This window comes from Streptomyces sp. NPDC013157, from assembly GCF_042899865.1.
Lineage (GTDB): Bacteria > Actinomycetota > Actinomycetes > Streptomycetales > Streptomycetaceae > Streptomyces.
This window is the reverse complement of sequence record NZ_JBIBAK010000019.1, coordinates 247,627-270,562: the sequence shown is the minus strand read 5'-3', so window position 1 is coordinate 270,562 and position 22,936 is coordinate 247,627. Positions and strand designations below refer to the sequence as shown.

19 protein-coding genes are annotated in these 22,936 nt (G+C 72.1%); 6 read left to right on the top strand and 13 right to left on the bottom strand.

Annotated elements, in window-relative coordinates; genetic code table 11:
- The coding region (locus ACFY6U_RS42560) for a hypothetical protein (protein WP_390047122.1) at positions 1–300 on the top strand (300 nt) is incomplete at its 5' end.
- A 138-nt stretch (positions 301–438) separates the two neighbouring features.
- On the opposite strand, the gene ACFY6U_RS42555 is transcribed toward ACFY6U_RS42560, so the two are convergent.
- Positions 439–1,446, bottom strand: a complete 1,008-nt coding sequence (locus tag ACFY6U_RS42555; protein WP_390047120.1) for a stage II sporulation protein M — start codon at positions 1,444–1,446, stop codon at positions 439–441.
- Between the two features lie 141 nt (positions 1,447–1,587).
- Between ACFY6U_RS42555 and ACFY6U_RS42550 the strand changes: the two genes are divergently transcribed.
- On the top strand, positions 1,588–2,514 hold the full coding sequence (locus ACFY6U_RS42550; RefSeq protein WP_390047118.1) for an RDD family protein: 927 nt from the start codon (positions 1,588–1,590) through the stop codon (positions 2,512–2,514).
- Positions 2,515–2,548: 34 nt separating this feature from the next.
- Here ACFY6U_RS42550 and ACFY6U_RS42545 read toward each other — a convergent pair whose 3' ends face one another.
- The 9 genes from ACFY6U_RS42545 to ACFY6U_RS42505 form a co-directional block, all read right to left on the bottom strand.
- Positions 2,549–3,181 (bottom strand): hypothetical protein, encoded by a 633-nt coding sequence (locus ACFY6U_RS42545; RefSeq protein WP_390047116.1) that lies wholly within the window; start codon positions 3,179–3,181, stop codon positions 2,549–2,551.
- Between the two features lie 192 nt (positions 3,182–3,373).
- Entirely contained in the window at positions 3,374–4,831 is a 1,458-nt protein-coding gene (gene ahcY / locus ACFY6U_RS42540) for an adenosylhomocysteinase (RefSeq protein WP_390047114.1), read from the bottom strand.
- Between the two features lie 258 nt (positions 4,832–5,089).
- The gene (locus tag ACFY6U_RS42535; RefSeq protein WP_390047112.1) at positions 5,090–6,070 is read right to left on the bottom strand and encodes a cation diffusion facilitator family transporter; all 981 of its coding nucleotides are present in this window, start codon (positions 6,068–6,070) and stop codon (positions 5,090–5,092) included.
- A 191-nt stretch (positions 6,071–6,261) separates the two neighbouring features.
- Positions 6,262–7,413 (bottom strand): mannose-6-phosphate isomerase, class I, encoded by a 1,152-nt coding sequence (gene manA, locus ACFY6U_RS42530; protein WP_390047153.1) that lies wholly within the window; start codon positions 7,411–7,413, stop codon positions 6,262–6,264.
- 205 nt (positions 7,414–7,618) lie between these two features.
- Entirely contained in the window at positions 7,619–8,746 is a 1,128-nt protein-coding gene (locus ACFY6U_RS42525; protein WP_390047110.1) for an SIS domain-containing protein, read from the bottom strand.
- 78 nt (positions 8,747–8,824) lie between these two features.
- Complete coding sequence (locus ACFY6U_RS42520; protein ID WP_390047108.1) at positions 8,825–8,995, bottom strand: Trm112 family protein; 171 nt, start codon at positions 8,993–8,995, stop codon at positions 8,825–8,827.
- 133 nt (positions 8,996–9,128) lie between these two features.
- Entirely contained in the window at positions 9,129–10,499 is a 1,371-nt protein-coding gene (locus ACFY6U_RS42515; RefSeq protein ID WP_390047106.1) for a phosphomannomutase/phosphoglucomutase, read from the bottom strand.
- A gap of 259 nt (positions 10,500–10,758) precedes the next feature.
- Positions 10,759–12,375 (bottom strand): L-lactate permease, encoded by a 1,617-nt coding sequence (locus ACFY6U_RS42510; RefSeq protein ID WP_390047151.1) that lies wholly within the window; start codon positions 12,373–12,375, stop codon positions 10,759–10,761.
- Positions 12,376–12,579: 204 nt separating this feature from the next.
- On the bottom strand, positions 12,580–13,002 hold the full coding sequence (locus ACFY6U_RS42505; protein ID WP_293994172.1) for a DUF3499 domain-containing protein: 423 nt from the start codon (positions 13,000–13,002) through the stop codon (positions 12,580–12,582).
- 277 nt (positions 13,003–13,279) lie between these two features.
- Between ACFY6U_RS42505 and ACFY6U_RS42500 the strand changes: the two genes are divergently transcribed.
- Positions 13,280–13,732, top strand: a complete 453-nt coding sequence (locus ACFY6U_RS42500) for a metallopeptidase family protein (RefSeq protein WP_390047149.1) — start codon at positions 13,280–13,282, stop codon at positions 13,730–13,732.
- A 35-nt stretch (positions 13,733–13,767) separates the two neighbouring features.
- On the opposite strand, the gene ACFY6U_RS42495 is transcribed toward ACFY6U_RS42500, so the two are convergent.
- The 3 genes from ACFY6U_RS42495 to ACFY6U_RS42485 all read right to left on the bottom strand — a co-directional run bounded on the left by ACFY6U_RS42495 (position 13,768) and on the right by ACFY6U_RS42485 (position 19,454).
- Positions 13,768–15,264, bottom strand: coding sequence for a DUF5719 family protein (locus ACFY6U_RS42495; RefSeq protein ID WP_390047104.1), 1,497 nt, complete (start codon positions 15,262–15,264; stop codon positions 13,768–13,770).
- Positions 15,261–18,986 carry a glycosyltransferase gene (locus ACFY6U_RS42490; protein ID WP_390047103.1) on the bottom strand — a complete coding sequence of 1,242 codons (3,726 nt, stop codon included), beginning with the start codon at positions 18,984–18,986 and terminating at the stop codon, positions 15,261–15,263. Before ACFY6U_RS42490 ends, ACFY6U_RS42495 begins: the two co-directional genes overlap by 4 nt.
- Before the next feature lie 204 nt (positions 18,987–19,190).
- Positions 19,191–19,454 carry a WhiB family transcriptional regulator gene (locus tag ACFY6U_RS42485; RefSeq protein WP_003975777.1) on the bottom strand — a complete coding sequence of 88 codons (264 nt, stop codon included), beginning with the start codon at positions 19,452–19,454 and terminating at the stop codon, positions 19,191–19,193.
- A gap of 626 nt (positions 19,455–20,080) precedes the next feature.
- On the opposite strand from ACFY6U_RS42485, the gene ACFY6U_RS42480 reads away from it, so the two are divergent.
- The 3 genes from ACFY6U_RS42480 to ACFY6U_RS42470 are packed head-to-tail and all read left to right on the top strand — an operon-like array spanning position 20,081 to position 22,920.
- Positions 20,081–20,581: a cysteine dioxygenase family protein gene (locus tag ACFY6U_RS42480; protein ID WP_351497641.1), complete on the top strand. Its 501-nt coding sequence runs from the start codon at positions 20,081–20,083 to the stop codon at positions 20,579–20,581.
- Between the two features lie 33 nt (positions 20,582–20,614).
- Positions 20,615–21,574 (top strand): 2-phospho-L-lactate transferase, encoded by a 960-nt coding sequence (gene cofD / locus ACFY6U_RS42475; protein WP_390047101.1) that lies wholly within the window; start codon positions 20,615–20,617, stop codon positions 21,572–21,574.
- On the top strand, positions 21,571–22,920 hold the full coding sequence (locus tag ACFY6U_RS42470; RefSeq protein ID WP_390047099.1) for a coenzyme F420-0:L-glutamate ligase: 1,350 nt from the start codon (positions 21,571–21,573) through the stop codon (positions 22,918–22,920). Before cofD ends, ACFY6U_RS42470 begins: the two co-directional genes overlap by 4 nt.
- Positions 22,921–22,936 lie beyond the last annotated feature (16 nt).

Here is a 22,936-nt window from a genome sequence, read left to right as displayed (position 1 = left end):
TTGACTTTTGGCACGCTGTTGAGTTCTCAAGGAACGGTCGCTTCCTTTGTACTCACCCTCTCGGGCTTTCCTCCGGGCTTCCCTTCGGTGTTTCCAACCTTACCAGATCTGTTTTCCGTTCCGTTTCCGGTCGGAATTCATTTCCGGTGGCCGCTGGAGGGCCTTTGCCTTATCGATTGCCTTCCGGCTCTCTTTCGGCGAGTCCGACTTTATCAGAAGTTCTTGGCCGGTCTGACCGGCCACTCATTTCTGAGTAAATCGGAGTGGCTTCAATGTCTCGGAGAGAACTCTCCGTTGTGAAGCAGATCGATTCTAACGATCGGCCCCGAACCTGTCCAGTTCTAGGCAACTGTTTGAATCTACCTCCCCATCCCACCCGTGTCAACGGGTCTTCCGGGGCGAAGAGGAGAGTAGCAGCTCACAGGAGGTCTCCGCACATCAGGCGGCCGTCGGCACGAGCGCGCTGCGTTCGGTCTCCTCGAGGTCACCTGTCTCACCGGCGCGAGCGGCACGGCCGCCGATGACGAAGACGTAGGCCAGGAAGGCCAGCTCAGCGGCTATTCCGATGCCTATGCGCGCCCAGGTCGGCAGGCCGGACGGGGTGACGAAGCCTTCGATGGCGCCGGAGACGAACAGGACGAGAGCCAGGCCGATCGCCATGCCCACGGCGGCGCGGCCCTCTTCGGCCAGGGCTGTACGGCGGCTGCGTGGGCCCGGGTCTATGAGGGTCCAGCCGAGGCGGAGTCCGGTTCCGGCGGCCACGTAGACCGCGGTCAGTTCCAGCAGCCCGTGTGGGAGGACCAGGCCCAGGAAGGTGTCGAGGCGGCCGGCCGAGGACATCAGGCCGAAGCCGACGCCCAGGTTCAGCATGTTCTCGAAGAGGATCCAGAGGACCGGGAGACCGAGGAAGACACCCAGGACCAGGCACATCGCGGCGGCCCTTGCGTTGTTGGTCCACACCTGCGCGGCGAAGGAAGCCGCGGGATGGCTGGAGTAGTAGGTCTCGTACTCGCCGCCGGGGCGGGTCAGCTCGCGGAGCTGGCTGGGGGCCGCGATGGTCGACTGCACGTCCGGGTGTGTGCCGATCCACCAGCCCAGGACGATCGCGATGGCCGTGGATATGAGCGCGGTGGGCACCCACCAGTGGCGGGAGCGGTAGACGGCGGCCGGGAATCCCTGTCCGAGGAAGCGGGCGACGTCGCGCCAGGAGGCCCGGCGGGTGCCCGTCACGGCGCTGCGCGCGCGTGCCACGAGTTGACTGAGGCGGCCGGTGAGCTGCGGATCGGGAGCGCTGGACTGGATCAGGGAGAGGTGGGTGGCGGTGCGCTGGTAGAGCGCGACGAGTTCGTCCGTCTCGGCTCCGTTGAGGCGCCGCTGACGGCGCAGGAGCGCGTCGAGGCGGTCCCACTCGGCTCGGTGTGCGGAGACGAAGACGTCGAGGTCCATCGGGTCTGCCTGCTCCTCGGCTGGTCGTCGACTGCCTGTCGTAGCAATGTCGCAGCTGTCAGCTTGTCGTACTGCGGCGCGATGCGCCCTCAGCTTGGCAGACTTGCGCTGTACAGGGCAGACCAGGGGAAGGCGGCGGGCGTGAGTGAGCTGGTGACGGGCGAGGCGGTGGCGCTCGAACTGCGTCCCGCGAGGCTGCCCAGCAGGGCGCTTGCCGTGCTGCTCGACCTGATCGTGACCTTCACCGTGTACATCGGTGTCTCGATCGGCCTGGCGGCGGCCACGGCCTCCCTAGACGACGCCGCCCAGATCGCCCTGACGATCGCGGCCTTCCTGCTGGTGCTGGTCGGTGCGCCGATCGCGGTGGAGACGCTGAGCCATGGGCGCTCGCTCGGGAAGATGGCGTGCGGACTGCGGGTCGTGCGGGACGACGGCGGACCCATCCGGTTCCGGCATGCTCTGGTGCGGGGCGCGCTCGGTGTGGTCGAGATTCTGATGACGTTCGGGGTCGTCGCGTGTATCGCTTCGCTGGTCTCGGCACGTGGGCGGCGGCTCGGGGACGTGTTCGCGGGGACCCTGGTCGTGCGGGAGCGGGTGCCCGTCGGGCAGACCCGTTTCGTTCCGCCGCCTCCGCCCTGGCTGGCGGGACGTTTCGCCGAGCTGGACCTGTCGGCCGTTCCGGACGCGCTGTGGCTCGCCGTCCGGCAGTACCTGACGCGGATGCAGCAGCTCGATCCGCAGGTCTCGTGGGCGATGGCCGCGCAGCTCGCGGGGGATCTCGCGACGCGGACGGGCACTCCGGCGCCCACGGGCATTCCGCCGGCCGCCTATCTGGCGGCGGTGGTGCAGGAGCGGCAGGCCCGCGAGGCCCGGCGGGCCTTCGCCGACCATGCTTCTCCGTCCGCCGGTGTCCCCCGCGCGTACGCGCCTCCGGTACCCGGTGCGCCGCCCGCCCCCGCACCCGCACCCATGCCCACCGCACCTGTCACTCGGCCGCCGGCTGCGCCCGTGACTCCTCCCCGTGCGGCGGCCGAGCGGCCGGCCACCGGGTTCGTGCCGCCGGCCTAGGCGCGCTCCGGCCCGTGGGGCCTGCTGCTCGGTCTCACTCTCGCTCCTCGGGGTCGATGAAGGACGACGGCGGTGACCGCAGGTCCTCCAACTCGATTCCGGGGGCTGCCAGGACCACGTCGCCGGCGAGGTGCACAGGGTGCTGTTCTCCTGTGTCCAGGGCTGTGACCTGGTACTCGTCCACGGTCAGAGGGCCGTTGTCAGTGGCGTGTGTTTCTCTTTTCAGCAGGGCCCAGGACTGGTCCACGGTGCGCGGGGCGAGGACCGGGTCCGTGAAGGCCACGAGGCGTACGCGGGTCGCGGCGGCGGAAGGGGTGAGACGCAGGAGACGCGCGGTGGCGACGAGGAACGCGGGGGACGTGCCGGTGAAGGCGTGGGCGCGCACATTGCCTTCGGTGGCATGGGTGCCGGTGGGGTCCGTACGGACCCAGGTGACGCCGTCGAGGGCGGCGCCACGGACCTGCCAGCCCCCGGCGTGCAGTTCCAGGCGGATGGGGCGGCCGAGGTCGTCGAGGGCGAGATCGACCGAGCCGCTGTGGTCGCCGGAGGGGGTGGTCACTTGGGAGACATAACGCCAGCCGGAGGGGCCGGGGGCGCACTGGAAGTGTTCTTCGCCGAGGGGGGTGTGATCGTGCGGATCGTGGAGCGAATAGCGGCCGCGGGGCATGGGGGTCCTGGGGCTTGACGGGTCGTGGGTCCGGCGCTCGGACCTGCGGTACGGCCGCGCGGGCGGTCGACGGGCCAAAGGGGCAGGCCCCCGGCACGGGGGTGCGGGGGCCTGCCTCGGCGGACCGGAGGACCTGCCGCCGGGAGAGCGCGTCGGAGCACGGGTGCGCTTCCCGGTGGGCGGGGCTCGGACTCAGTAGCGGTAGTGGTCCGACTTGTACGGACCCTCGACCTTCACGCCGATGTACGCGGCCTGCTCGGGGCGCAGCGTCGTCAGCTTCACGCCGAGCGAGTCCAGGTGCAGGCGGGCGACCTTCTCGTCGAGGTGCTTGGGCAGCGTGTAGACGCCGACCGGGTACTCGTCGGGCTTGGTGAACAGCTCGATCTGGGCCAGGGTCTGGTCCGCGAAGGAGTTGGACATCACGAACGAGGGGTGGCCGGTGGCGTTGCCCAGGTTCAGCAGGCGGCCCTCGGAGAGGACGATGATCACCTTGCCGTCGGGGAACTTCCAGGTGTGGACCTGCGGCTTGACCTCGTCCTTGACGATGCCGGGGATCTTGGCGAGGCCGGCCATGTCGATCTCGTTGTCGAAGTGGCCGATGTTGCCGACGATGGCCTGGTGCTTCATCTTGGCCATGTCCGAGGCCATGATGATGTCCTTGTTGCCGGTCGTGGTGACGAAGATGTCGGCCTTGTCGATGACCTCGTCGAGGGTCGTGACCTGGTAGCCGTCCATCGCGGCCTGGAGGGCGCAGATCGGGTCGATCTCGGTGACGATCACGCGGGCGCCCTGTCCGCGCAGGGACTCCGCGCAGCCCTTGCCCACGTCGCCGTAGCCGCAGACGACCGCGGTCTTGCCGCCGATCAGGACGTCGGTGGCGCGGTTGATGCCGTCGATCAGGGAGTGGCGGCAGCCGTACTTGTTGTCGAACTTCGACTTGGTGACGGCGTCGTTGACGTTGATCGCCGGGAACAGGAGGACGCCGTCGCGCTGCATCTCGTACAGGCGGTGGACGCCGGTCGTGGTCTCCTCGGTCACGCCGCGGATCTCGGACGCCAGCTGGGTCCACTTCTGCGAGCCGTCCGTGATGGTGCGGTGCAGGAGTTCGAGGATGACGCGGTGCTCGTCGGACTCGGCGGTGTCGACCGAGGGGACCTTGCCGTCCTTCTCGTACTCGACGCCCTTGTGGACGAGGAGGGTGGCGTCACCGCCGTCGTCGAGGATCATGTTGGGGCCGCCGGTGGGACTGTCCGGCCAGGTCAGCGCCTGCTCGGTGCACCACCAGTACTCCTCCAGGGTCTCGCCCTTCCAGGCGAAGACCGGGATGCCCTGCGGGTTGTCGGGCGTGCCGTTCGGGCCGACGGCGATGGCGGCGGCCGCGTGGTCCTGGGTGGAGAAGATGTTGCAGGACGCCCAGCGGACCTGCGCGCCCAGGGCGACCAGGGTCTCGATCAGGACGGCGGTCTGCACGGTCATGTGCAGGGAGCCGGTGACGCGGGCGCCGGCCAGCGGCTGGGTCTCGGCGTACTCCTTGCGGATCGCCATCAGGCCGGGCATCTCGTGCTCGGCGAGGGTGATCTCCTTGCGGCCGAAGTCGGCCAGGGAGAGGTCGGCGACCTTGAAGTCCTGTCGGTTGTCGACAGTCGTCATTGCGAGCTGCTCCTCGGGTTGGGTCGAGGGTGGGTACGGCTGGTCTGCGCGGCGGCGGACACAGGGGTGCCCGAGAAGAGGACACAGGCATGCCCGCGTGCGCGCAGCGCAGTCCGTCGGAGGCCCTCTCTCCCTCGGACGGCCCGTCTGGGACCGCCCGACCGCCATCAGCAGCGACGTCTGGCTCCGTCCCAAGCTACACCGGAGGAGCGGGTCGTCCCCAGTCCGCCTCCGAACAGATCACGCCGTTCGAGGGGGTCAGTGGTCGGCGGGGTGGGGGGTCGGGCCGCCGGGGGTGGCTTCCGGGTCGGGGCCCTTGGCGGCCTCTGCCTCGCTGTAGATGTCGGGTTCCAGGTAGATCACGCGGGCGATGGGGACCGCGGTGCGGATGCGGGCCTCGGCGGCGTTGATGGCCTTGGCGACCTCGGTGGCCGTGTCGTCGTGCTGGACGGCGATCTTGGCGGCGACGAGGAGTTCCTCGGGGCCGAGGTGGAGCGTGCGCATGTGGATGATGCCGGTGACGGTGTCGCCGTCGACGATCGCGGCCTCGATCTTCTTGACCTCCTCGGCGCCGGCGGCCTCGCCCAGCAGGAGGGACTTGGTCTCGGCGGCCAGGACGAGGGCGATCATGACGAGCAGGACACCGATGCAGACGGTGCCGATGCCGTCCCAGACGCCGTCGCCGGTGAGCACGGCGAGGCCGACGCCGCCGAGGGCGAGGACCAGGCCGATGAGCGCGCCGAAGTCCTCGAGGAGGACGACGGGCAGCTCGGGGGCCTTGGCGCGGCGGATGAACTGCGACCAGGACAGCTTGCCGCGCAGTTCGTTGGACTCCTTGATGGCCGTCTTGAAGGAGAAGCCCTCGGCGATGACCGCGAAGACGAGGACGCCCACCGGCCAGTACCAGTGCTCGACCTCGTGCGGGTGGCTGATCTTCTCGTAGCCCTCGTAGATGGCGAACATGCCACCGACGGAGAAGAGCACGATGGAGACGAGGAAGGCGTAGATGTACCGCTCGCGGCCGTAGCCGAAGGGGTGTTGCGGGGTCGCCTCGCGCTGGGCCTTCTTGCCGCCGACGAGCAGCAGGAACTGGTTGCCGGAGTCGGCGAGCGAGTGGACGCCCTCGGCGAGCATCGACGAGGAGCCGCTGAACGCGAACGCCACGAACTTCGATGCCGCGATCGCGAGGTTGGCGCCGAGTGCCGCCACGATCGCCCTGGTGCCGCCTGACGCGCTCATGTGTCCGCGGTGTCCCTTCTCGTTCTCGCCGTCGTCCGTCTACGCCGTCCGGGCGGGTGCCCGCCCTTGCCGGTGCTCGTCTTTGCCCGTGCTTTGCCGGTGGGTCATTCTTGCAGCCCTGTCCGGGAGCGGCTCATCAGGTATCCACACCCTCGGTAGGACAATCAGACCCCGCGAGAGGCGGGGACCTCTCAGACGATCACCGTGGCGCGGAACACCGTGCCCGCGCCCGACACCTCCGCCTTCTCACCCGCCGGGACGAACACCGAACGGCCGGGGGCCAGGTCGTACTCGCCGACGTGTACCGCACCGGCCGTGCAGAGCAGGATCTGCGGGGTGGGCAGGGTCAGGTCATGGGCCGCGGTGCCCTCCGGCAGGACGTACCGGGAGAGCCGGAACTCGTCGATCGGCGTCTCGTAGACCTCCTCGCCGTCCGGGGCCGCCTCGGGACGCAGCACCCCGGCGTCACCCGCCTCGAAGCGGACGATGCGCAGGAGTTCGGGGACGTCGACGTGCTTGGGGGTCAGGCCGCAGCGCAGGACGTTGTCGGAGTTGGCCATGATCTCGACGCCGAGGCCGTTGAGGTAGGCGTGCGGGATGCCGGCGCCGAGGAAGAGGGCCTCGCCGGGCTGCAGGCGGACGTGGTTGAGGAGCATGGCGGCGATCACACCGGGGTCACCCGGGTAGTGGTGGGCGATGTCGGCGTAGGGCAGGTAGTCGCCGCCGAGGCGGGTGCACGCGGCCGTCGCCTCGGCGACCGTGTGGGCCATCTCCTCGCGGTCGGCGCTGAGGATCGCGGTGAGCACCTCGCGCAGGGCCGCGCCCTCGGGGCGGGCACGCAGCAGGTCGACGTACGGCTTGAGGGAGTCCACGCCAAGGCCGTCGAGGAGTTCGGCCGCCTGCTCCGGGGCGCGGAAGCCGCACAGGCCGTCGAACTCCGTGAGCGCGCAGATCAGTTCGGGCTTGTGGTTGGCGTCCTTGTAGTTGCGGTGCGGGGCGTCGACCGGGATGGCGCGCCGCTCCTCGTCCTCGTACCCCTCCCTGGCCTGCTCGAGGTTGGGGTGCACCTGGAGGGAGAGCGGGGCGCCGGCGGCGAGGATCTTGAGCAGGAAGGGCAGCCGCGGGCCGAACTTGGCCACGGCCTCCTCGCCCAGTTCGGCCTTCGGGTCCGCGTCGATGACCTCGACGAGCGTGCCGCGCGCGGTGCGCGAGGGGGCGCCCGGGTGCGCACCCATCCACATCTCCGCCTGCGGCTCACCGCTCGGCTCGACCCCGAGCAGCGTCGGGATGGCGGTCGGGGAACCCCAGGCGTAGGGGCGGATGGTGTTGTCGAGGAAGTCCATGACGTCTCTCTGCCGGTTCTCTCTGCGGGCGGGGGCGGACAGGGTTGCGCGGGGGGGCATGGAACACAGGGTGCGCCCTATGGGTCGTACGACGGCGCACGACGGTGCACGACGGCTGTGTTCACCGTGTGTTCCCTCACCGGTTCGCCTTCGGTACGGCCCTCAGGTCGTCCTTCGTACGGCGGGTCCGGTGCCGGTGTCCACCTCAGGCCCTCGAAGCGAGCGCCAGGTAAACGGCGGCGAAATCCGTGACGGCGATCAGTTCCGCCAGGGTCTCCAGCTCGTCGCCCGCCTCGGGCTCCAGCTCGCTGATGGGGGTGTCGTGGCTGAGGGCGAGGTCGCGGGCGGCGGGTGCGGCGGTGAGACCGCCGATGGGACGGTCGCGGAGCAGCACCACGTGCGCGTGCAGCGCGGGCGGCTCGTCCACGCGGTCACGGAAGAAGTCGTCGGGGTCGGCGCTGGCGGCGAGTCGCCCGGCGAGCAGGGCGGTGTGGGCGGCCAACGCCTCGGGGAGTTCGGCGACCAGGGCGGGACGGCCGGCCAGTTCGGCGAGGGCGGCGGCGAAGCGGCGGCCGGCCGGGCCCGCCGAGTCGCCCTCCGTCCAGACCACCGGGAGCGCGTCGGCGAGTTCCGCGGCGAGGGTCTTGGCCGGGTTGCTGTAGGTCACGATGGCCGGGCCGCAGCGCTCGGCGATGTGGTCGAGGCGGTCGGCGACCTTCTCCAGCGCGTCCGGCGGGGCGGTGAGCAGGCCGATGCGGTCGAGGAGCGCGAGCAGCGGGGTGAGCAGCGCCCAGAGAACGCCCGGTGAGGAGCCGGCGAGCGGCTCACCCTGGTCGTACGGCGCCGTCGCCATCGGCATGAACATGCCGTGGGCACCGGCCACCGCCTCGGCGAGCGGGGTGCCGGCGGGGGCGACGGCGGCGACCGAGCAGCCACGTCGGTAGGCCTGGTCGGCGAGGAGGGAGAGGCTGGGTTCGGTGCCGTCCGGGGTGGCGATCAGCAGCAGGTCGACGGAGCCGGCCCAGCCGGGGAGCTCCCAGCGCAGGGCGCCGGCGGCCGGGGCGACGCCGGTGGGGGCCAGACGGGTGACGGGGCTGCCGGGGCCGGCCAGCGTACCGAGGAGGTCGGCGGCGTGGGTGGCGGCGACGCCGGGGCCCGCGATCAGGACGGCGCGGGGGCGGCCGTCCGGCTTCAGCTCCTGGACACCGGCCTCGGCGGCGTGCCGGGCGGCCGTCCGGACGCGGGCGCCGGACTCGGCTGCGCCGCGCAGCAGACCTCGGCGGTCGGCCTCGGCGAGGCCCTCCGGGGTGTCGAGCAGCGTTTCGTCGAGCATGGAGCGGCCTCCGGTTGCCGGGGTCCTGGTCCTGGATCTGATCTTGTTCTTGGGGCGCTGCCGCTGCGGTTGCGGTGCCTACGCCGGGCGGCGGGCCTCGTCGACGAGGAGGACCGGGATGCCGTCGCGGACGGGGTACGCCAGGCCGCAGTCCTGGCCGGTGCAGATCAGCTCGGGGTCCTGCTCCTTGAGGGTGGCGTGGCAGGCCGGGCAGGCGAGGATCTCCAGGAGGCCGGCTTCGAGCGGCATGGGGGTTCCCTTCGGGACGAATGTTCGCGTGCGGTCAGGTTACCGCCGGTGGGGTGGGTTGGGCTGGCCACGGGTGACGGCTGGCCGTCCGCCGAGGTGAGTCGGCGGACGGCGTGGAACCGAGTGGGTGGGGTCAGGCCCTGATGATCGCCAGTACCTCGTCACGGATCTTCGTCACCGTCGCCTCGTCCCTGGCCTCCGCGTTCAGGCGCAGCAGCGGTTCCGTGTTGGAGGGGCGGACGTTGAACCACCAGTCGGCGGCGGTGACGGTGAGGCCGTCGAGGTCGTCGAGGGTGACGTCGTCGCGGTCGCCGTAGGCCGCGCGGATCGCGGCGAGGCTGGCCTGCTGGTCGGCGACCGTGGAGTTGATCTCGCCGGAGCCGGTGTAGCGGTCGTACTGGGCGACGAGGGCGGAGAGGGGGCCGTTCTGGCCGCCCAGGGCGGCGAGGACGTGCAGGGCCGCCAGCATGCCCGTGTCGGCGTTCCAGAAGTCCTTGAAGTAGTAGTGGGCCGAGTGCTCGCCGCCGAAGATCGCGCCGGACCTCGCCATCTCGGCCTTGATGAAGGAGTGGCCGACACGCGTGCGGACGGGGGTGCCGCCGTTCTCCCGGACCACCTCGGGGACGGTCCAGGACGTGATCAGGTTGTGGATGACCGTGCCCTTGCCGCCGTTCCGGGCCAGCTCGCGTGCGGCGACGAGAGCCGTGATCGCAGAGGGGGAGACCGGCTCGCCGCGCTCGTCCACGACGAAGCAGCGGTCCGCGTCGCCGTCGAAGGCCAGACCGAGGTCCGCCGACTCGGCGCGCACGCGCTGCTGGAGGTCCACGATGTTGGCGGGGTCGAGCGGGTTGGCCTCGTGGTTCGGGAAGGTGCCGTCCAGCTCGAAGTACATCGGGACCAGGGTCAGCGGCAGGCCCTCGAAGACCGTCGGGACCGTGTGGCCGCCCATGCCGTTGCCCGCGTCGACCACGACCTTCAGGGGGCGGATGGAGGTCAGGTCCACGAGTGAGCGCAGGTGGGCCGCGTAGTCCGACAACGTCTCGCGCGTGGTGACGGTTCCCGGGGTCTCGGCCGGCTCGGGGGCGCCCTCCTGCAACCAGCGCTCGGCCAGCTCCCGGATCTCCGCCAGGCCCGTGTCCTGGCCCACCGGCGCTGCTCCCGCGCGGCACATCTTGATGCCGTTGTACTGCGCGGGGTTGTGCGAGGCCGTGAACATCGCGCCGGGCAGGCCGAGGGCACCCGAGGCGTAGTACAGCTGGTCGGTCGAGCACAGGCCGATCTCGGTGACGTCGACGCCCCGGGCCGCCGCACCACGCGCGAAGGCGCGGGACAGACCGGGCGAGGAGGGCCGCATGTCGTGGCCGACGACGATCGCGGCAGCACCGGTCACCTGGACGAACGCGGCGCCGAACAACTCGGCGAGCGCCTCGTCCCACTGGTCCGGGACCACTCCGCGCACGTCGTACGCCTTCACGAGCTGCGACAGATCAGCTACAGCGGCCACAGGCCAACCCTCCTGGAATACTTTCGGTCGCCCCAAACTACCTGGCCCGGGTGAGGGTCCGACGCCGGATCCCCCGGCGCATGCGCCGCGGACTCCTGGCTGTGATCTGCGGTGATCCCACTCGGGCGATCACGATCGATCGCAGGGGTCAGAGGTCGGTAGGAGTCGGTCGGTAGGAGTCGGCACGCCCCGACTCGGCACGCCCCGACTCGGCCCGGCTCGGCTCGCCCCGCCCCGGCTCGGCTCGGCTCGGCTCGGCTCACGGCAGCATCCAGCCCAGCACCGGTCCGCTCTGCGCCATCACGATCAGGCACATCACCAGCAGCAGTCCGAGGCTCCACGGCAGCACCCTGCGCAGCAGGTCCCCCTCCCGGCCCGCCAGGCCCACCGCCGCGCAGGCGATCGTGAGGTTCTGCGGGGAGACCATCTTGCCGAGCACGCCGCCGGAACTGTTGGCGGCCGCCAGGAGCTCCGGCGAGAGGCCCGACTCGTGGGCGGCGCTCACCTGGAGGGCTCCGAAGAGCGCGTTGGCCGAGGTGTCGGAGCCGGAGACGGCGACGCCGAACCAGCCGAGGACCGGAGAGAGGAAGGCCAGACCCGCGCCTGCCGCCGCCACGAAGTGGCCGATCGTCGCCGCCTGTCCGGAGAGGTTCATGACGTAGGCGAGGGCGAGGACGGACGTCACGGTGAGGATCGCGAACCGCAACTCGCGTACGGTCGCCGCCCATTCCGCGACCGCCACGCGCGCGTGCACGCGCAGGACGGCCGCCGTGGCGATGCCTGCGAACAGGACCAGCGTGCCGCCCGTGGAGACGACCGGCCAGGTGAAGAGATTTCCTCCGACCGGTTCGCCCTTCGGGTTGACGACGTCCAGGAAGGGCCAGTCGTAGACCCTGTCCGCCTTGGCCAGCCAGTCCTTGACCGGCGGGATCTGGGCGATCGAGAAGACCGCGATGATCAGGGCGTACGGGGCGTAGGCGCGCAGGACTCGGGGCCGTTCGTCGTGCTCGTCCAGGTCCGCGCTGCGGGCGCCCGTGAGAACGGCCGCGCGGACCTCCTCGGCCGCCGGCACGCGCGCGTGCGGTACGGCGAGCAGGGCGGCCGCACCGGCCAGGGCGGCGCAGACGTCGGCGAGTTGGGCGGAGACGTAGTTGGAGGCGGCGAACTGGGCGACGGCGAAGGCGACTCCGCACACCAGGGCCGGCACCCAGGTCTCGCGGAGCCCGCGTGCGCCGTCGACCAGACCGACCAGCACCAGGGGCACCACCAGGGCGAGGAGCGGGGTCTGGCGGCCGACGACGGAGGCGACCGAGTCCAGGGGCAGACCGGTGACCTGAGCGAGCGTCACCACCGGGGTGCCCATCGCGCCGAAGGCCACCGGCGCGGTGTTGGCCACCAGGGAGACGACGGCCGCGCGGACCGGGTCGAAGCCGAGGGCGACGAGCATCACCGAGCAGATCGCGACCGGGGCGCCGAAGCCGGCCAGCGCCTCCAGGAGGGCGCCGAAGCAGAAGGCGACCACGAGGGCCTGGATGCGCGGGTCGTCGGAGAGTCGCCCGAACGAGCGGCGCAGGACGTCGAAGTGGCGGGTTCGGACCGTCATGCGGTACACCCACAGGGCGTTGACGACGATCCACAGGATGGGGAACAGGCCGAACGCGGCGCCCTGGACGGCGCTGGAGACGGTCTGGTCGAGCGGCATGCGGTAGGCGAGCCTCGCGACGAGTACGGCGGCGAGAAGGCCGCTCAGGCCTGCCAGATGAGCTTTCATGCGGACCCCGCCGAGCAGGACCAGGACGATCAGCAGCGGCAGGGCGGCGACGAGGGCGGACAGGCCGAGCGAGTCGGCGACGGGTTCCAGTTCCTGGACGTACACGGGCGCCTCCCCGGATTCCGGCATGCGGAAAGCGTTTTCCCGCCGACGGTTATCCGGAATGGTCGTGTCCGCGACAAGAGTGCGTCAAGGGGCGGGCATGAAGGAACGATTCATCTCCCTACGAGAAACCCCGCGAGGCCCCCCACACGGCCCTGCGAGACGTCGACGGCCCCTACGAGACGTCGGCCGCCGCCCGTCACACCGTCAGTTGTCCGGTGACCGCAGCACCCGCAGATGGCCGCGCCGGGCGACCTCCATCGGGTCCGCCCCGCGACCGCCCCCCGCCTCGGCCGCCCGCTCCTGGGGGCGGGCCGCCTCGCGCACCGCGTTCGCCAGCGCTTCCAGGTCGTCCCCGCTCGGACGCGCGGGAGCGGAGCCGTCGAGGAGACGGACGACCTCCCAGCCGCGCGGGGCGGTGAGGCGCTCGGAGTGCTCGGCGCACAGGTCGTAGCAGTGGGGTTCGGCGTAGGTGGCGAGCGGGCCGAGGACCGCGGTCGAGTCGGCGTAGACGTACGTCAGCGTCGCGACGGCGGGTCGGCCGCAGGCGGTTCGCGAACAGCGACGTACAGGGCTCACGACGTTGGACGGTACCGCACTCTTGAGCGGGCCGCGACGACTCTCCCCCAGGTCACTCCACCGTGTCGTACTGTGAAACGCCCCACACCCCCTCCCGACACGCCCTTCCGACCTGCGCGGAAGGGATCGCCCGGCGTCACGGCCGACACCGCATCCGGTCACGACTCGGTACAAACACCGTCAATTGCCTTGAGTTCGCCGGTCTCGTGGAGATACGGAAACGAGCCCAACCTTGGCCGGAACGGTCATCCTGCGACATGCCGTCCCGGCCGGTGCCGGTGCGTGGAGCGGCGCGGCCGGAGCCCGCGAGGACTACGCTTCACCAGTGATGGACAACCGTGTACCGCCCCGTGCCGCCGCCCCCGGGCCCCGTCGACGCGATCGCCACGGTCGGGGCATGCGCGGACCGATCGCACCACCCCAGGTGCCGCTGGCCGCGAGCCGCGCCGACGTGTTCGCGGACCTGGTGCAGGACTCCGTGGAGCGCCTGGAGCGGCGCTGGCCGCAGCTCGCCGACATCGACTTCCTGGTGCTCGAAGTGCCCCGGCTGCAGGACCGGCACACCGAGAGCTGGGACGACGAGGCGGTGCCGCTGGGCGGCGTCATTCCCGCGCGCGACGGACGCCGGGCGCGGGTGGTCGTCTACCGCCGGCCGGTCGAGATCCGCACCAAGGGGCGCGACGAGCGGGCCGCGCTGGTGCACGAGGTCGTCGTGGAGCAGGTCGCCGAGCTGCTCGGCCTCACCCCGGAGACGGTCGATCCCCGTTACGGCGAGGACTGAGCCCCCTCCCCCTCCGGCTGCCTCGCGCCGCCCGGCTACTTCTGCAGCACGGACACGTCCTGGTCCGCCTCCGGTACGGCCACCGTGCCGCGGTCGTCCGGAAGGGTCTGGATCGTGAAGCCCGGGACACCGTCCTCGGTCGCCGCCAGGGTGCGGGCGCCGTAGACCGGACCGCCGGAGACCGTCTCCACGGTCAGGGCGTAGGTGCCCTTCAGCCCGGACGGGACGGGGGCGTCGATGTTCTGGGTGGTGCCGGACTTGATCGTGAACGTCTTGGACACCGCCGTGCCGCCGCCGCTGCCCGCCGACGCCGTGACCTTGACCTGGGCGGTCGCGGTGGGCGCGGTCAGGGAGAGGGTGGTGCCCTTTCCGCTGTTGTCGGCGGACGTCGCGCGCGTGCCGACCGGTGCGGTCGCGGGGATGTACGCGGTCTCCTGGTTGCTGCCCTTGCCGCGGGTGACGCGCAGGGCGGCCACCACCGGCACGGACTGGTCGGAGGGCGTGAGGATCAGCGAGCCCGCCTCGCCGCGCGTGACGTCGCCGAGGTCGGTCGCGGTGGTCATGCCGGACTTCACGTGCAGCGTCTCGTTGCCGGCGGGGGTGATCGTGCCGTCCGGGGAGGCGAGGCGCACCTTCAGGTCCGCGTCGTTGTCGCCGGTGGTGAAGGCGATCAGCCGGACGTCGGTGGCGTCCTTGGGGATGCCCGGCAGCACCAGGCTGCCCGCCGGGTCGGCGGAGGCGGCCAGCCAGTCGCCGCCGGTCTTGGCGTCCAGGGCCTGCACGCTCGCGCCGACCCGGCCGCTGCGCACGCTCACGTGCACGGTCAGGTCGGTCTGGCGCTCGTCGGTGAGCGTGGAGAGCAGGACCGGCTCACTGGCGTGCGGCTGGACCGTGATGCCCTCCCCCACCGTGGACTTGAGCTGGCCGTCCTTGCCGTACAGCTCGATGTCGACCACGGCGGCGCCGTCGTCGGGGTTGGTGAGGTGGACGTAGTCCGTACGGCTCGCGGCGGTGCTGGCGCCGGGGAACCAGAACTCGGTGTCGGCCGCGGTGCAGTTGACCCCCTGGAGGCCGCGTCCGGTGCCCGCGGCGACCTCGGTGGTCTCCTGGACCGTCCAGCCGGAGGCGTACTTGCCCTCGGCGGTGCCGACGTAGGCGGGTCCGTCGGCGCCGGAGGTGTCCCCGGTGGCCGGCGTGCCGGGCGTCTTGGGGGTCAGGACGGGCTTGGCGGCCTTCTTCTTGCCGCCGCTGTTCCCCGTCCCGTCCGCCGACTGCTCGGTGGCGGCCTGGAGCCCGGCCTTGCCGTCGCTCGGGGTGCCCTCCGTGACGGGCGTGAACGACGTGTACGAGGTGTCCGCGATGTCGGACAGGCTGGGCGCCGGGCACAGCAGCGTGGAGCGCTCCACGGGCAGCTGGGCGGCCGCCTCGGCGGCGTGCGCGGGGGCGGTGGCCGGTGCGTTGAGCTCGGCGAACCCGGTGACCGCCGCGAGGGCCGCGGTACCGGCGAGCAGGGACAGGGTGGTGCGGTTCACTGCTGGCTCCCGTCGTGGTGCTCGCCGCCGGTGCCGCGCTGCTGCTGGGCGGCCGGGTCATAGGCGGGGTCGTAGGCCGGGTCGTAGCCCTGCTGGTACGTCGGGTCGTACGCCGCCTGCCCCTGCTGACCGCCGAAGGCGTACGGGTCGTACTGGCCGGTCTGGTAGGGGTCGTAGCTCTGCTGGTCGTAGCCGCCGGTCCGGTACTGGCCGGTGCCGGCCTCGGCGCCCTGGTACGGGTCGGTGTAGCCCGTGGCGTAGCCGTCGGCCTGCGGGTAGGACGCCGGGTCCCACTCGTCGTACGACTGCTGGTGCGGGACGGCCGCGGCCGGGGTCTCCTCCTGCGGAGCCGCCGGCGGGAAGTCGGCGCCTTCCTGGGCCTCGGAGGAATCCTGGTACTCCTGGGACTCCGGGAACTCCTCCTCGGCCTCCGCCTGGGCGCGCAGGCGGCGGGCGCGGCGGCCCTCGCCCTCGGTCGCCTGGGCGGGGACCGGCTGCTCCTCGGGGAGGTCGTCGTCGACGTCACGGCGGCGGCCGGGCAGGGCGAGGACGACCAGGACGACGGCGAGCGCGCCCTGCGCCCACAGCCAGGCAGTGTGGGTGAACGGGGTGTCGTAGGTGACGTCCAGCTTCCCGCCGGAGGAGGGGAGTGCGAAGCCCTGGGCCCAGCCGTCGACGGTGGTGCGGGTCAGCGGCTTGCCGTCCAGGGTGGCCGTCCAGCCGGGGGCGGCCGAGTCGGCCAGGCGCAGGACCCGGCCGTCGGCGCCGGCCGGGACGGTGGCGTGGATGTCGACGGGTCCCGCGGCGACGGAGACGGGGGTGCCCGAGCCGTTCGCGGAGACGATGGTCGCGCGGGAGACCTGCTGGTCGACGCGCCACAGGGCGCTGCCGTCCTGCTGGCTGAGCCGGGACAGGCCGGGGGTGGCGTCGAGCACGCGCGTGATGTCGCGCGGCGCGCCCTTGTGGACCAGGACGTAGCGCACCGCGAACCCGCCGAGCTGGTCGGCCTGGTCGGCGCCGGAGCCGGCGACCAGGTTGGCGACGACCTTGTCGAGCTTGGCGTTCTCGCCGTCGGCGGCGGCCACCTCGGCGTCGCCCATGCGGGCACCGGAGCCGCGTACCAGCATGTAGGTCACGCGCGCGGTGCTGTCGCTGTCGAGGACGAGGGTGCGGACCTGGTCGGTGGTGGAGCTGTCCTCGGCGACGAAGGCGGGCACCTGGGTGGGGTCGCGGCGCTCGACCGGGCCGTCGGCGCCCGCGATCATCCAGCCGGCGGCGAGCAGCAGCGGGCCCGCGGCGGCGGCGAAGGCGATCAGGGCGGCCACCGGCTGGCGCCAGCCGAAGCTCTGTTCGGCGACCCGCGAGCGTGCTCCGTCGGCGCCGAGCGCGGCGGCGGCCAGGATCGCGATGCCGTAGACGAGGGTCGCGGGGCCGGCCCAGGTGGACTTGTTGGACAGGACCGCGAAGACCAGGCCGACCAGGGCGACCGCCCAGGCGGTGCGGACCGCCGACTGGCGCTCGGAGCGCAGCAGGGCGGCGAGCGCGGCCAGGACGACGCCGATGAGCAGCAGGCCGTCGACGGTGCCGGGGCCGCCCGGGCTGGCGCCGAGCAGGTCGAGGGCGGAGGCGGCCGAGGAGCCGTACTCCAGCCCGGCCTCCTTGAAGAAGCCGAACGGCAGCAGGGTCAGCGACCAGGGGGCGAGGACCAGCAGCGGGGTGCCGAGCTGGGCCAGCAGCCGCAGGCCGGAGGCGACCAGGTCGGAGCGGCGCACGGCGAGCACGGCGAGGCCGAGGACCAGGGCGATCGGCCAGATGATCGGCGTGAACGCGGTGGTGATGGTCAGCAGCAGCGCGTACGCCCAGGTGGCGCGCCAGCTGCCGCGTGCTCCGGAGGAGTGCGTGAGGCCGCTGGCCGCGATGCCCGCGCGGGCGATCAGCGGCAGCAGGATCGCGAGGACGGCGGTGCCGATGCGGCCGCCCGCGAGGGCGCCGGTGGCGGCGGGCAGGAAGGCGTACGCGATGGCCGCCCAGGCGCGCAGCAGGCGCGAGGTGACCAGCGGGCGGGAGGCGAAGTAGGCGGTGAACCCGGCCAGCGGCACCGAGGCGACCAGGAGCACGGTGACCGCGAGCCCGGTGGAGCCGAACAGCAGGGAGGCCAGGGAGGCGATGATCGCGAGGTACGGCGGAGCGGCGGGGGTGCCGCCGGCGCCGACCGCGTGCCAGGCGTCCAGGTAGCGCGACCACAGCTCGCTCGCGGTGCCCGGGGCGGGCAGCAGGGCGCCGCCCGCGAGGGCGCCGGAGCCGAGCAGGGCGCGGCAGGCGACCAGCGAGAACAGCAGCAGCACCAGGAAGAGCACCGGGCCCGGTTTGCGGGCGATGCGCTTGAGGCGGGCGAACTGCTCGATCTCCAGGAAGTCGGCGTCGTCGCCGCCGGGCCCGGACTCGACCGCGCCGCCGTGCCGGCCGGCCGCGGAGATCTCGTCGTCGGCGCCGAAAAGGTTGCCCGCGACCTGCTCGACGGTGGCCCGGACGGTGGCGCCGGGCGGCGGGAACAGGGGGCGAAGCTCGCCCTTGTCGAGCTGGGAGCGGCCGCGCCTGCGCCGCCCGGCGATGATCCGCTCGGGCCGCAGTAGGGTGCCGAGGAGGCCGCGGATCTCGTCGAGGGCCTGTCCGGGTACCTTGCCGACGAGGTAGGCGACGGTGCGCAGCAGGGTGCCGAGGACCAGGCGGAGCAGGATCCAGGGCAGTGCGGCCGTACGGGCGTTGACCAGCAGAGTGTAGATGGCGCCGGCTTTGTCGACCTTGTGCGGGGAGGTGGCGGTGCGCCCTGCGCAGTCGACGGTGCGGCGCTCGCGGGAGGCGGCCTCGGCGTGCCGTACGACGGCCTCGGGGGCGACCAGGACGCGGTGTCCCGCGTTGTGCGCGCGCCAGCACAGGTCGACGTCGTCGCGCATCAGGGGCAGCCGGCGGTCGAAGCCGCCGAGTTCCTCGAAGACGTCGCGGCGGATCAGCATGCCGGCGGTGGAGACGGAGAGCACGGGCCGTACGTGGTCGTGCTGGCCCTGGTCCTGCTCACGGCGGTCCAGGCCGGTCCAGCGGCGGCCGGAGTTGGCGATGGTGACGCCGACCTCCAGGAGCTGCCGGCGGTCGTACCAGCCGCGCAGCTTGGGGCCGACGACCGCCACGTCGTCGCGGCCCAGCTCCAGCTCGTTGTCGACGACCCGCAGCAGCTGGGCCAGGGCGTCGGGTTCCGGGGCGCAGTCGTCGTGGAGCAGCCACAGCCACTGGACCGGCTCGCCGTACGGCAGCTCGGGCATGTCGTAGGCGTCGTCGCGCCACTGGCGGGTGACCGGGTCCCAGCCGCTGGGCCGCTTCAGGTACGGCAGGTCGTCCGGGGTGAGGACGGGCGCGGTGCGGCTCGCCTCCTCGACGGCCTGGCCGAAGCCGGTGCGGCGGGCGAGGTGCAGGACGTTGGCGTCGCCGAGGGAGGCGGTGAGCTGCTGGGCGGAGTCGTCCGCGCTGCCGGTGTCGGCCGCCACCGCGTACTGGACGGGGCGCTCCTGGCCGAGCAGCCCGGCGAGCGCGTCGGGCAGCCAGCGGGCGCCGTCGTGGGAGACGAGCACCGCGGTCACCACATGACGCGGGAACTCGGGCGGGCGGGTCGGGTCAAACCCCGCTGTGGCAGCCGTGTCTTGGGCTGCCGTGTGGCTGTGCACGGACATCGAGGTACGGGCCCCGGTTCGCTGGACTGCGGTGGACTCCTGCGCCCGCTGGTGGCGGCGAGGCGTCTCGGACGAGCGCCCACACTATCGGCTGACCATGTCGACGGCCCGCCGCCTGTGGATAACCCACGGGCGACGGGCCGTTCGCGCAGCTCGGATGTGTGCGTTGTGTGGACGTCCGCTTCGGACGGCAGCCCCGCCGGGTCAGACGGCGGCCTTCTTGAGGCGGCGGCGCTCCCGCTCGGAGAGTCCGCCCCAGATACCGAACCGCTCGTCGTTGGCGAGGGCGTACTCGAGGCACTCGGAGCGCACCTCGCAGGCGAGGCAGACCTTCTTGGCCTCTCTGGTGGAGCCGCCCTTCTCGGGGAAGAAGGACTCGGGGTCGGTCTGGGCGCACAGCGCGCGCTCCTGCCAGCCGAGTTCCTCGTCCGCGTCGTCGACCAGCAGTTGCTGCACCAGCTCGGTCATGTGCGCCCCTCGTCTGTCTTCCACGTCCCCGTGCCTGGCCGTTACCGATTTCGGCTGAACGACACGAGTGAAATTACAAGTGTGCTGCTCCGGGCGAGTCAAGCCGAGATCTGCTATTGGGCCCGTTATTCACTCTGCGGAACCAAGGCCGTGCGGAAAGTGTTCAAATCGGCATAAACCTTGACATGCAGACGAGGCCCCGCTCAGGGCCTCCGACCCCATACAGAGCTTGTACGGAGAAGGACGCCCAGATGTTCGATCGCGTTCCGAAGTGGCTCGCGCGCCTGGTTGTGCGCCATGTGTCCCGGGTGCCCACTGAACAAACCTTTCGGCATCGAGGTGAACCGGATGAGGTGAACCGTGTCCCACATACCGGGCGTCGAGTTGACACGGGAGGTGTGAACCGATGTCCTTGTGGGCATGCTCGCGAACTTGGCACTCACCTCGACCCGCACCGCCGGGTCCCACGGTGCTGCCCGCGCTCGCTGTAGCTGTTGCTGTTCCAGCTGTTGAGCCGTAGCCGTCCCCGACCGCTCCCGCTCCGGCTGCAGACCGAGTCCCCCCGGACTCGGTCTTCGCTTTTCGTTCCCCGCTGACCTTCTTCACTGAGGAACCACCGCACCCCCATGAACAGCGACAACGACCTCCAGATCGCCGGCGACATCCTCGAAGTCACGCACCTGCTGCAGCCTCCGCGCGAGCACCCGGTCACCGTGGCCGAGTTCGTCGGCCTGGCCCGCGCGATCGCCGCCGACCGCTCCCAGTGGGAGCACCTCGTCCAGTACGACGCGACGAGCCGCTGGTACCACCGGCTGCGCACCGGCCCGGGCTACGAGGTGTGGCTGCTGTCCTGGGTGCCCGGCCAGGGCAGTGGACTGCACGACCACGGCCGCTCCTCCGGCGTGCTGACCGTCCTGGAGGGCGCGCTCACCGAACGCACCGGGCGCGGCACGCGCGCGCTGGGCGCCGGGGCACAACGGGTGTTCGCGCCGGGGTACGCGCACGAGGTGGTGAACGACTCGCTGGAGCCCGCGGTGAGCCTGCACGTCTACTACCCGGGGCTGACCGAGATGCCGATGCACACGGCGGCGGCCGCCGCCTGCGAGGCCCGTCCCGTGACTGCGTGACGCGTTGTCGGACCCGCCTGCAAGACTTGGCGCATGCGCATTGTGGTTCTGGCAGGCGGCATCGGCGGTGCCCGGTTCCTGCGCGGTCTGAAGCAGGCCGTGCCGGACGCCGACGTGACCGTCATCGGCAACACCGGGGACGACATCCACCTCTTCGGGCTGAAGGTCTGCCCGGACCTCGACACGGTGATGTACACACTCGGCGGCGGTATCAACGAGGAGCAGGGCTGGGGGCGCGCCGAGGAGACCTTCCACCTCAAGGAGGAACTCGCCGCCTACGGGGTGGGGCCGGACTGGTTCGGGCTCGGCGACCGGGACTTCGCGACGCACATCGTGCGCACCCAGATGCTGGGCGCCGGATATCCGCTGAGCGCGGTCACCGAGGCGTTGTGCGACCGGTGGAAGCCGGGCGTGAAGCTCATCCCGATGACCGACGACCGGGTCGAGACCCATGTGGCCGTCGAGGTCGACGGCGAGCGCAAGGCCGTGCACTTCCAGGAGTACTGGGTACGGCTGCGGGCGGGCGTCCCCGCCGAGGCGGTCGTCCCGGTCGGCGCCGAGCAGTCCAAGCCGGCGCCCGGTGTCCTGGAGGCGATCGCCGGGGCGGACGTGATCCTCTTCCCGCCGTCCAACCCGGTGGTCTCCGTCGGCACGATCCTCGCGGTGCCCGGCATCCGGGAGGCGATCGCGGACGCCGGGGTGCCGGTGGTGGGGCTCTCCCCCATCGTCGGGGACGCGCCGGTGCGCGGGATGGCCGACAAGGTGCTCGCGGCGGTGGGCGTGGAGTCGACGGCGGCGGCGGTCGCCGAGCACTACGGCTCCGGGCTGCTGGACGGCTGGCTCGTCGACTCCGTGGACGCGGGCAGCGTCGCGCGCGTGGAGGCGGCCGGCATCCGCTGCCGGGCCGTACCGCTGATGATGACCGACCTGGACGCGGCCGCGCAGATGGCCCGGGAGGCGCTGGCGCTGGCCGAGGAGGTGCGCGGGGCATGACCGACGCGACCGACGGCACGACCGACGTCGACACGGCCGACGCGGTGCCCGCGTACCGGGTGTGGGCGCTGCCCGGGATCCCCGAGGTCCAGCAGGGCGACGACCTGGCGAAGCTGATCGCCGCGGCCGGGCCGGGGCTGGCCGACGGGGACGTGGTGATCGTCACCTCCAAGATCGTCTCCAAGGCCGAGGGACGGATCGTCGAGGCCGCCGACCGAGAGGCGGCGATCGACGCCGAGACGGTGCGGGTGGTGGCCCGGCGCGGGACCCTGCGGATCGTGGAGAACCGGCAGGGCCTGGTCATGGCGGCGGCCGGGGTCGACGCGTCCAACACCCCCGCCGGGACGGTGCTGTTGCTGCCCGAGGATCCCGACGCCTCGGCCCGTGCCGTGCGCGCGGGCCTGCGCGACGCGCTGGGCGTCAACGTCGGCGTCGTCGTCACGGACACCTTCGGGCGACCGTGGCGCGCGGGGCTCACGGACGTCACCATCGGCGCCGCCGGCGTGGAGGTGCTGGACGATCTGCGCGGGGGCGTGGACGCGTACGGCAATCCGCTGGTCGCGACGGTCGTCGCCACCGCCGACGAACTGGCCGCCGCCGGCGACCTGGTGAAGGGCAAGGCGACGGGGATGCCGGTCGCCGTGGTGCGGGGCCTCGCCCATGTCGTGGCCGACGCCGACGACGACGGGGACGGCGCGCGGGCGCTGGTCCGGGACGCGGGCAGCGACATGTTCCGGCTCGGGACGTCCGAGGCGGTCCGGGAGGCGGTGACGCTGCGGCGGACGGTGCGGGCGTTCACCGACGAGCCCGTCGACCCCGGGGCGGTACGGCGGGCGATCGCCGCGGCCGTGACCGCGCCGGCGCCGCATCACACGACGCCGTGGCGGTTCGTGCTGCTGGAGTCGGCCGAGGCGCGCGTCCGGCTGCTGGACGCGATGCGCGACGCGTGGATCGCCGACCTGCGCAAGGACGGCAAGTCGGAGGAGTCCATCGCGAAGCGGGTACGGCGGGGAGACGTGCTGCGGAACGCGCCGTACCTGGTCGTGCCCTGTCTGGTGATGGACGGGTCGCACACGTACGGGGATGCGCGGCGGGACGCGGCCGAGCGGGAGATGTTCGTGGTCGCGGCGGGGGCCGCGGTGCAGAACCTGCTGGTCGCGCTGGCCGGGGAGCAGCTGGGTTCGGCGTGGGTGTCGTCGACGATGTTCTGCCGGGACGTGGTGCGGGATGCGCTCTCGCTGCCGGCGGGGTGGGATCCGATGGGGGCGGTTGCGGTGGGGAAGGCCGCGGAGGCTCCGCGGGAGAGGGCGCCGAGGGAGGCCGGCGACTTTATCGAGGTGCGGTGAGCTGCTTTGCGCCTGC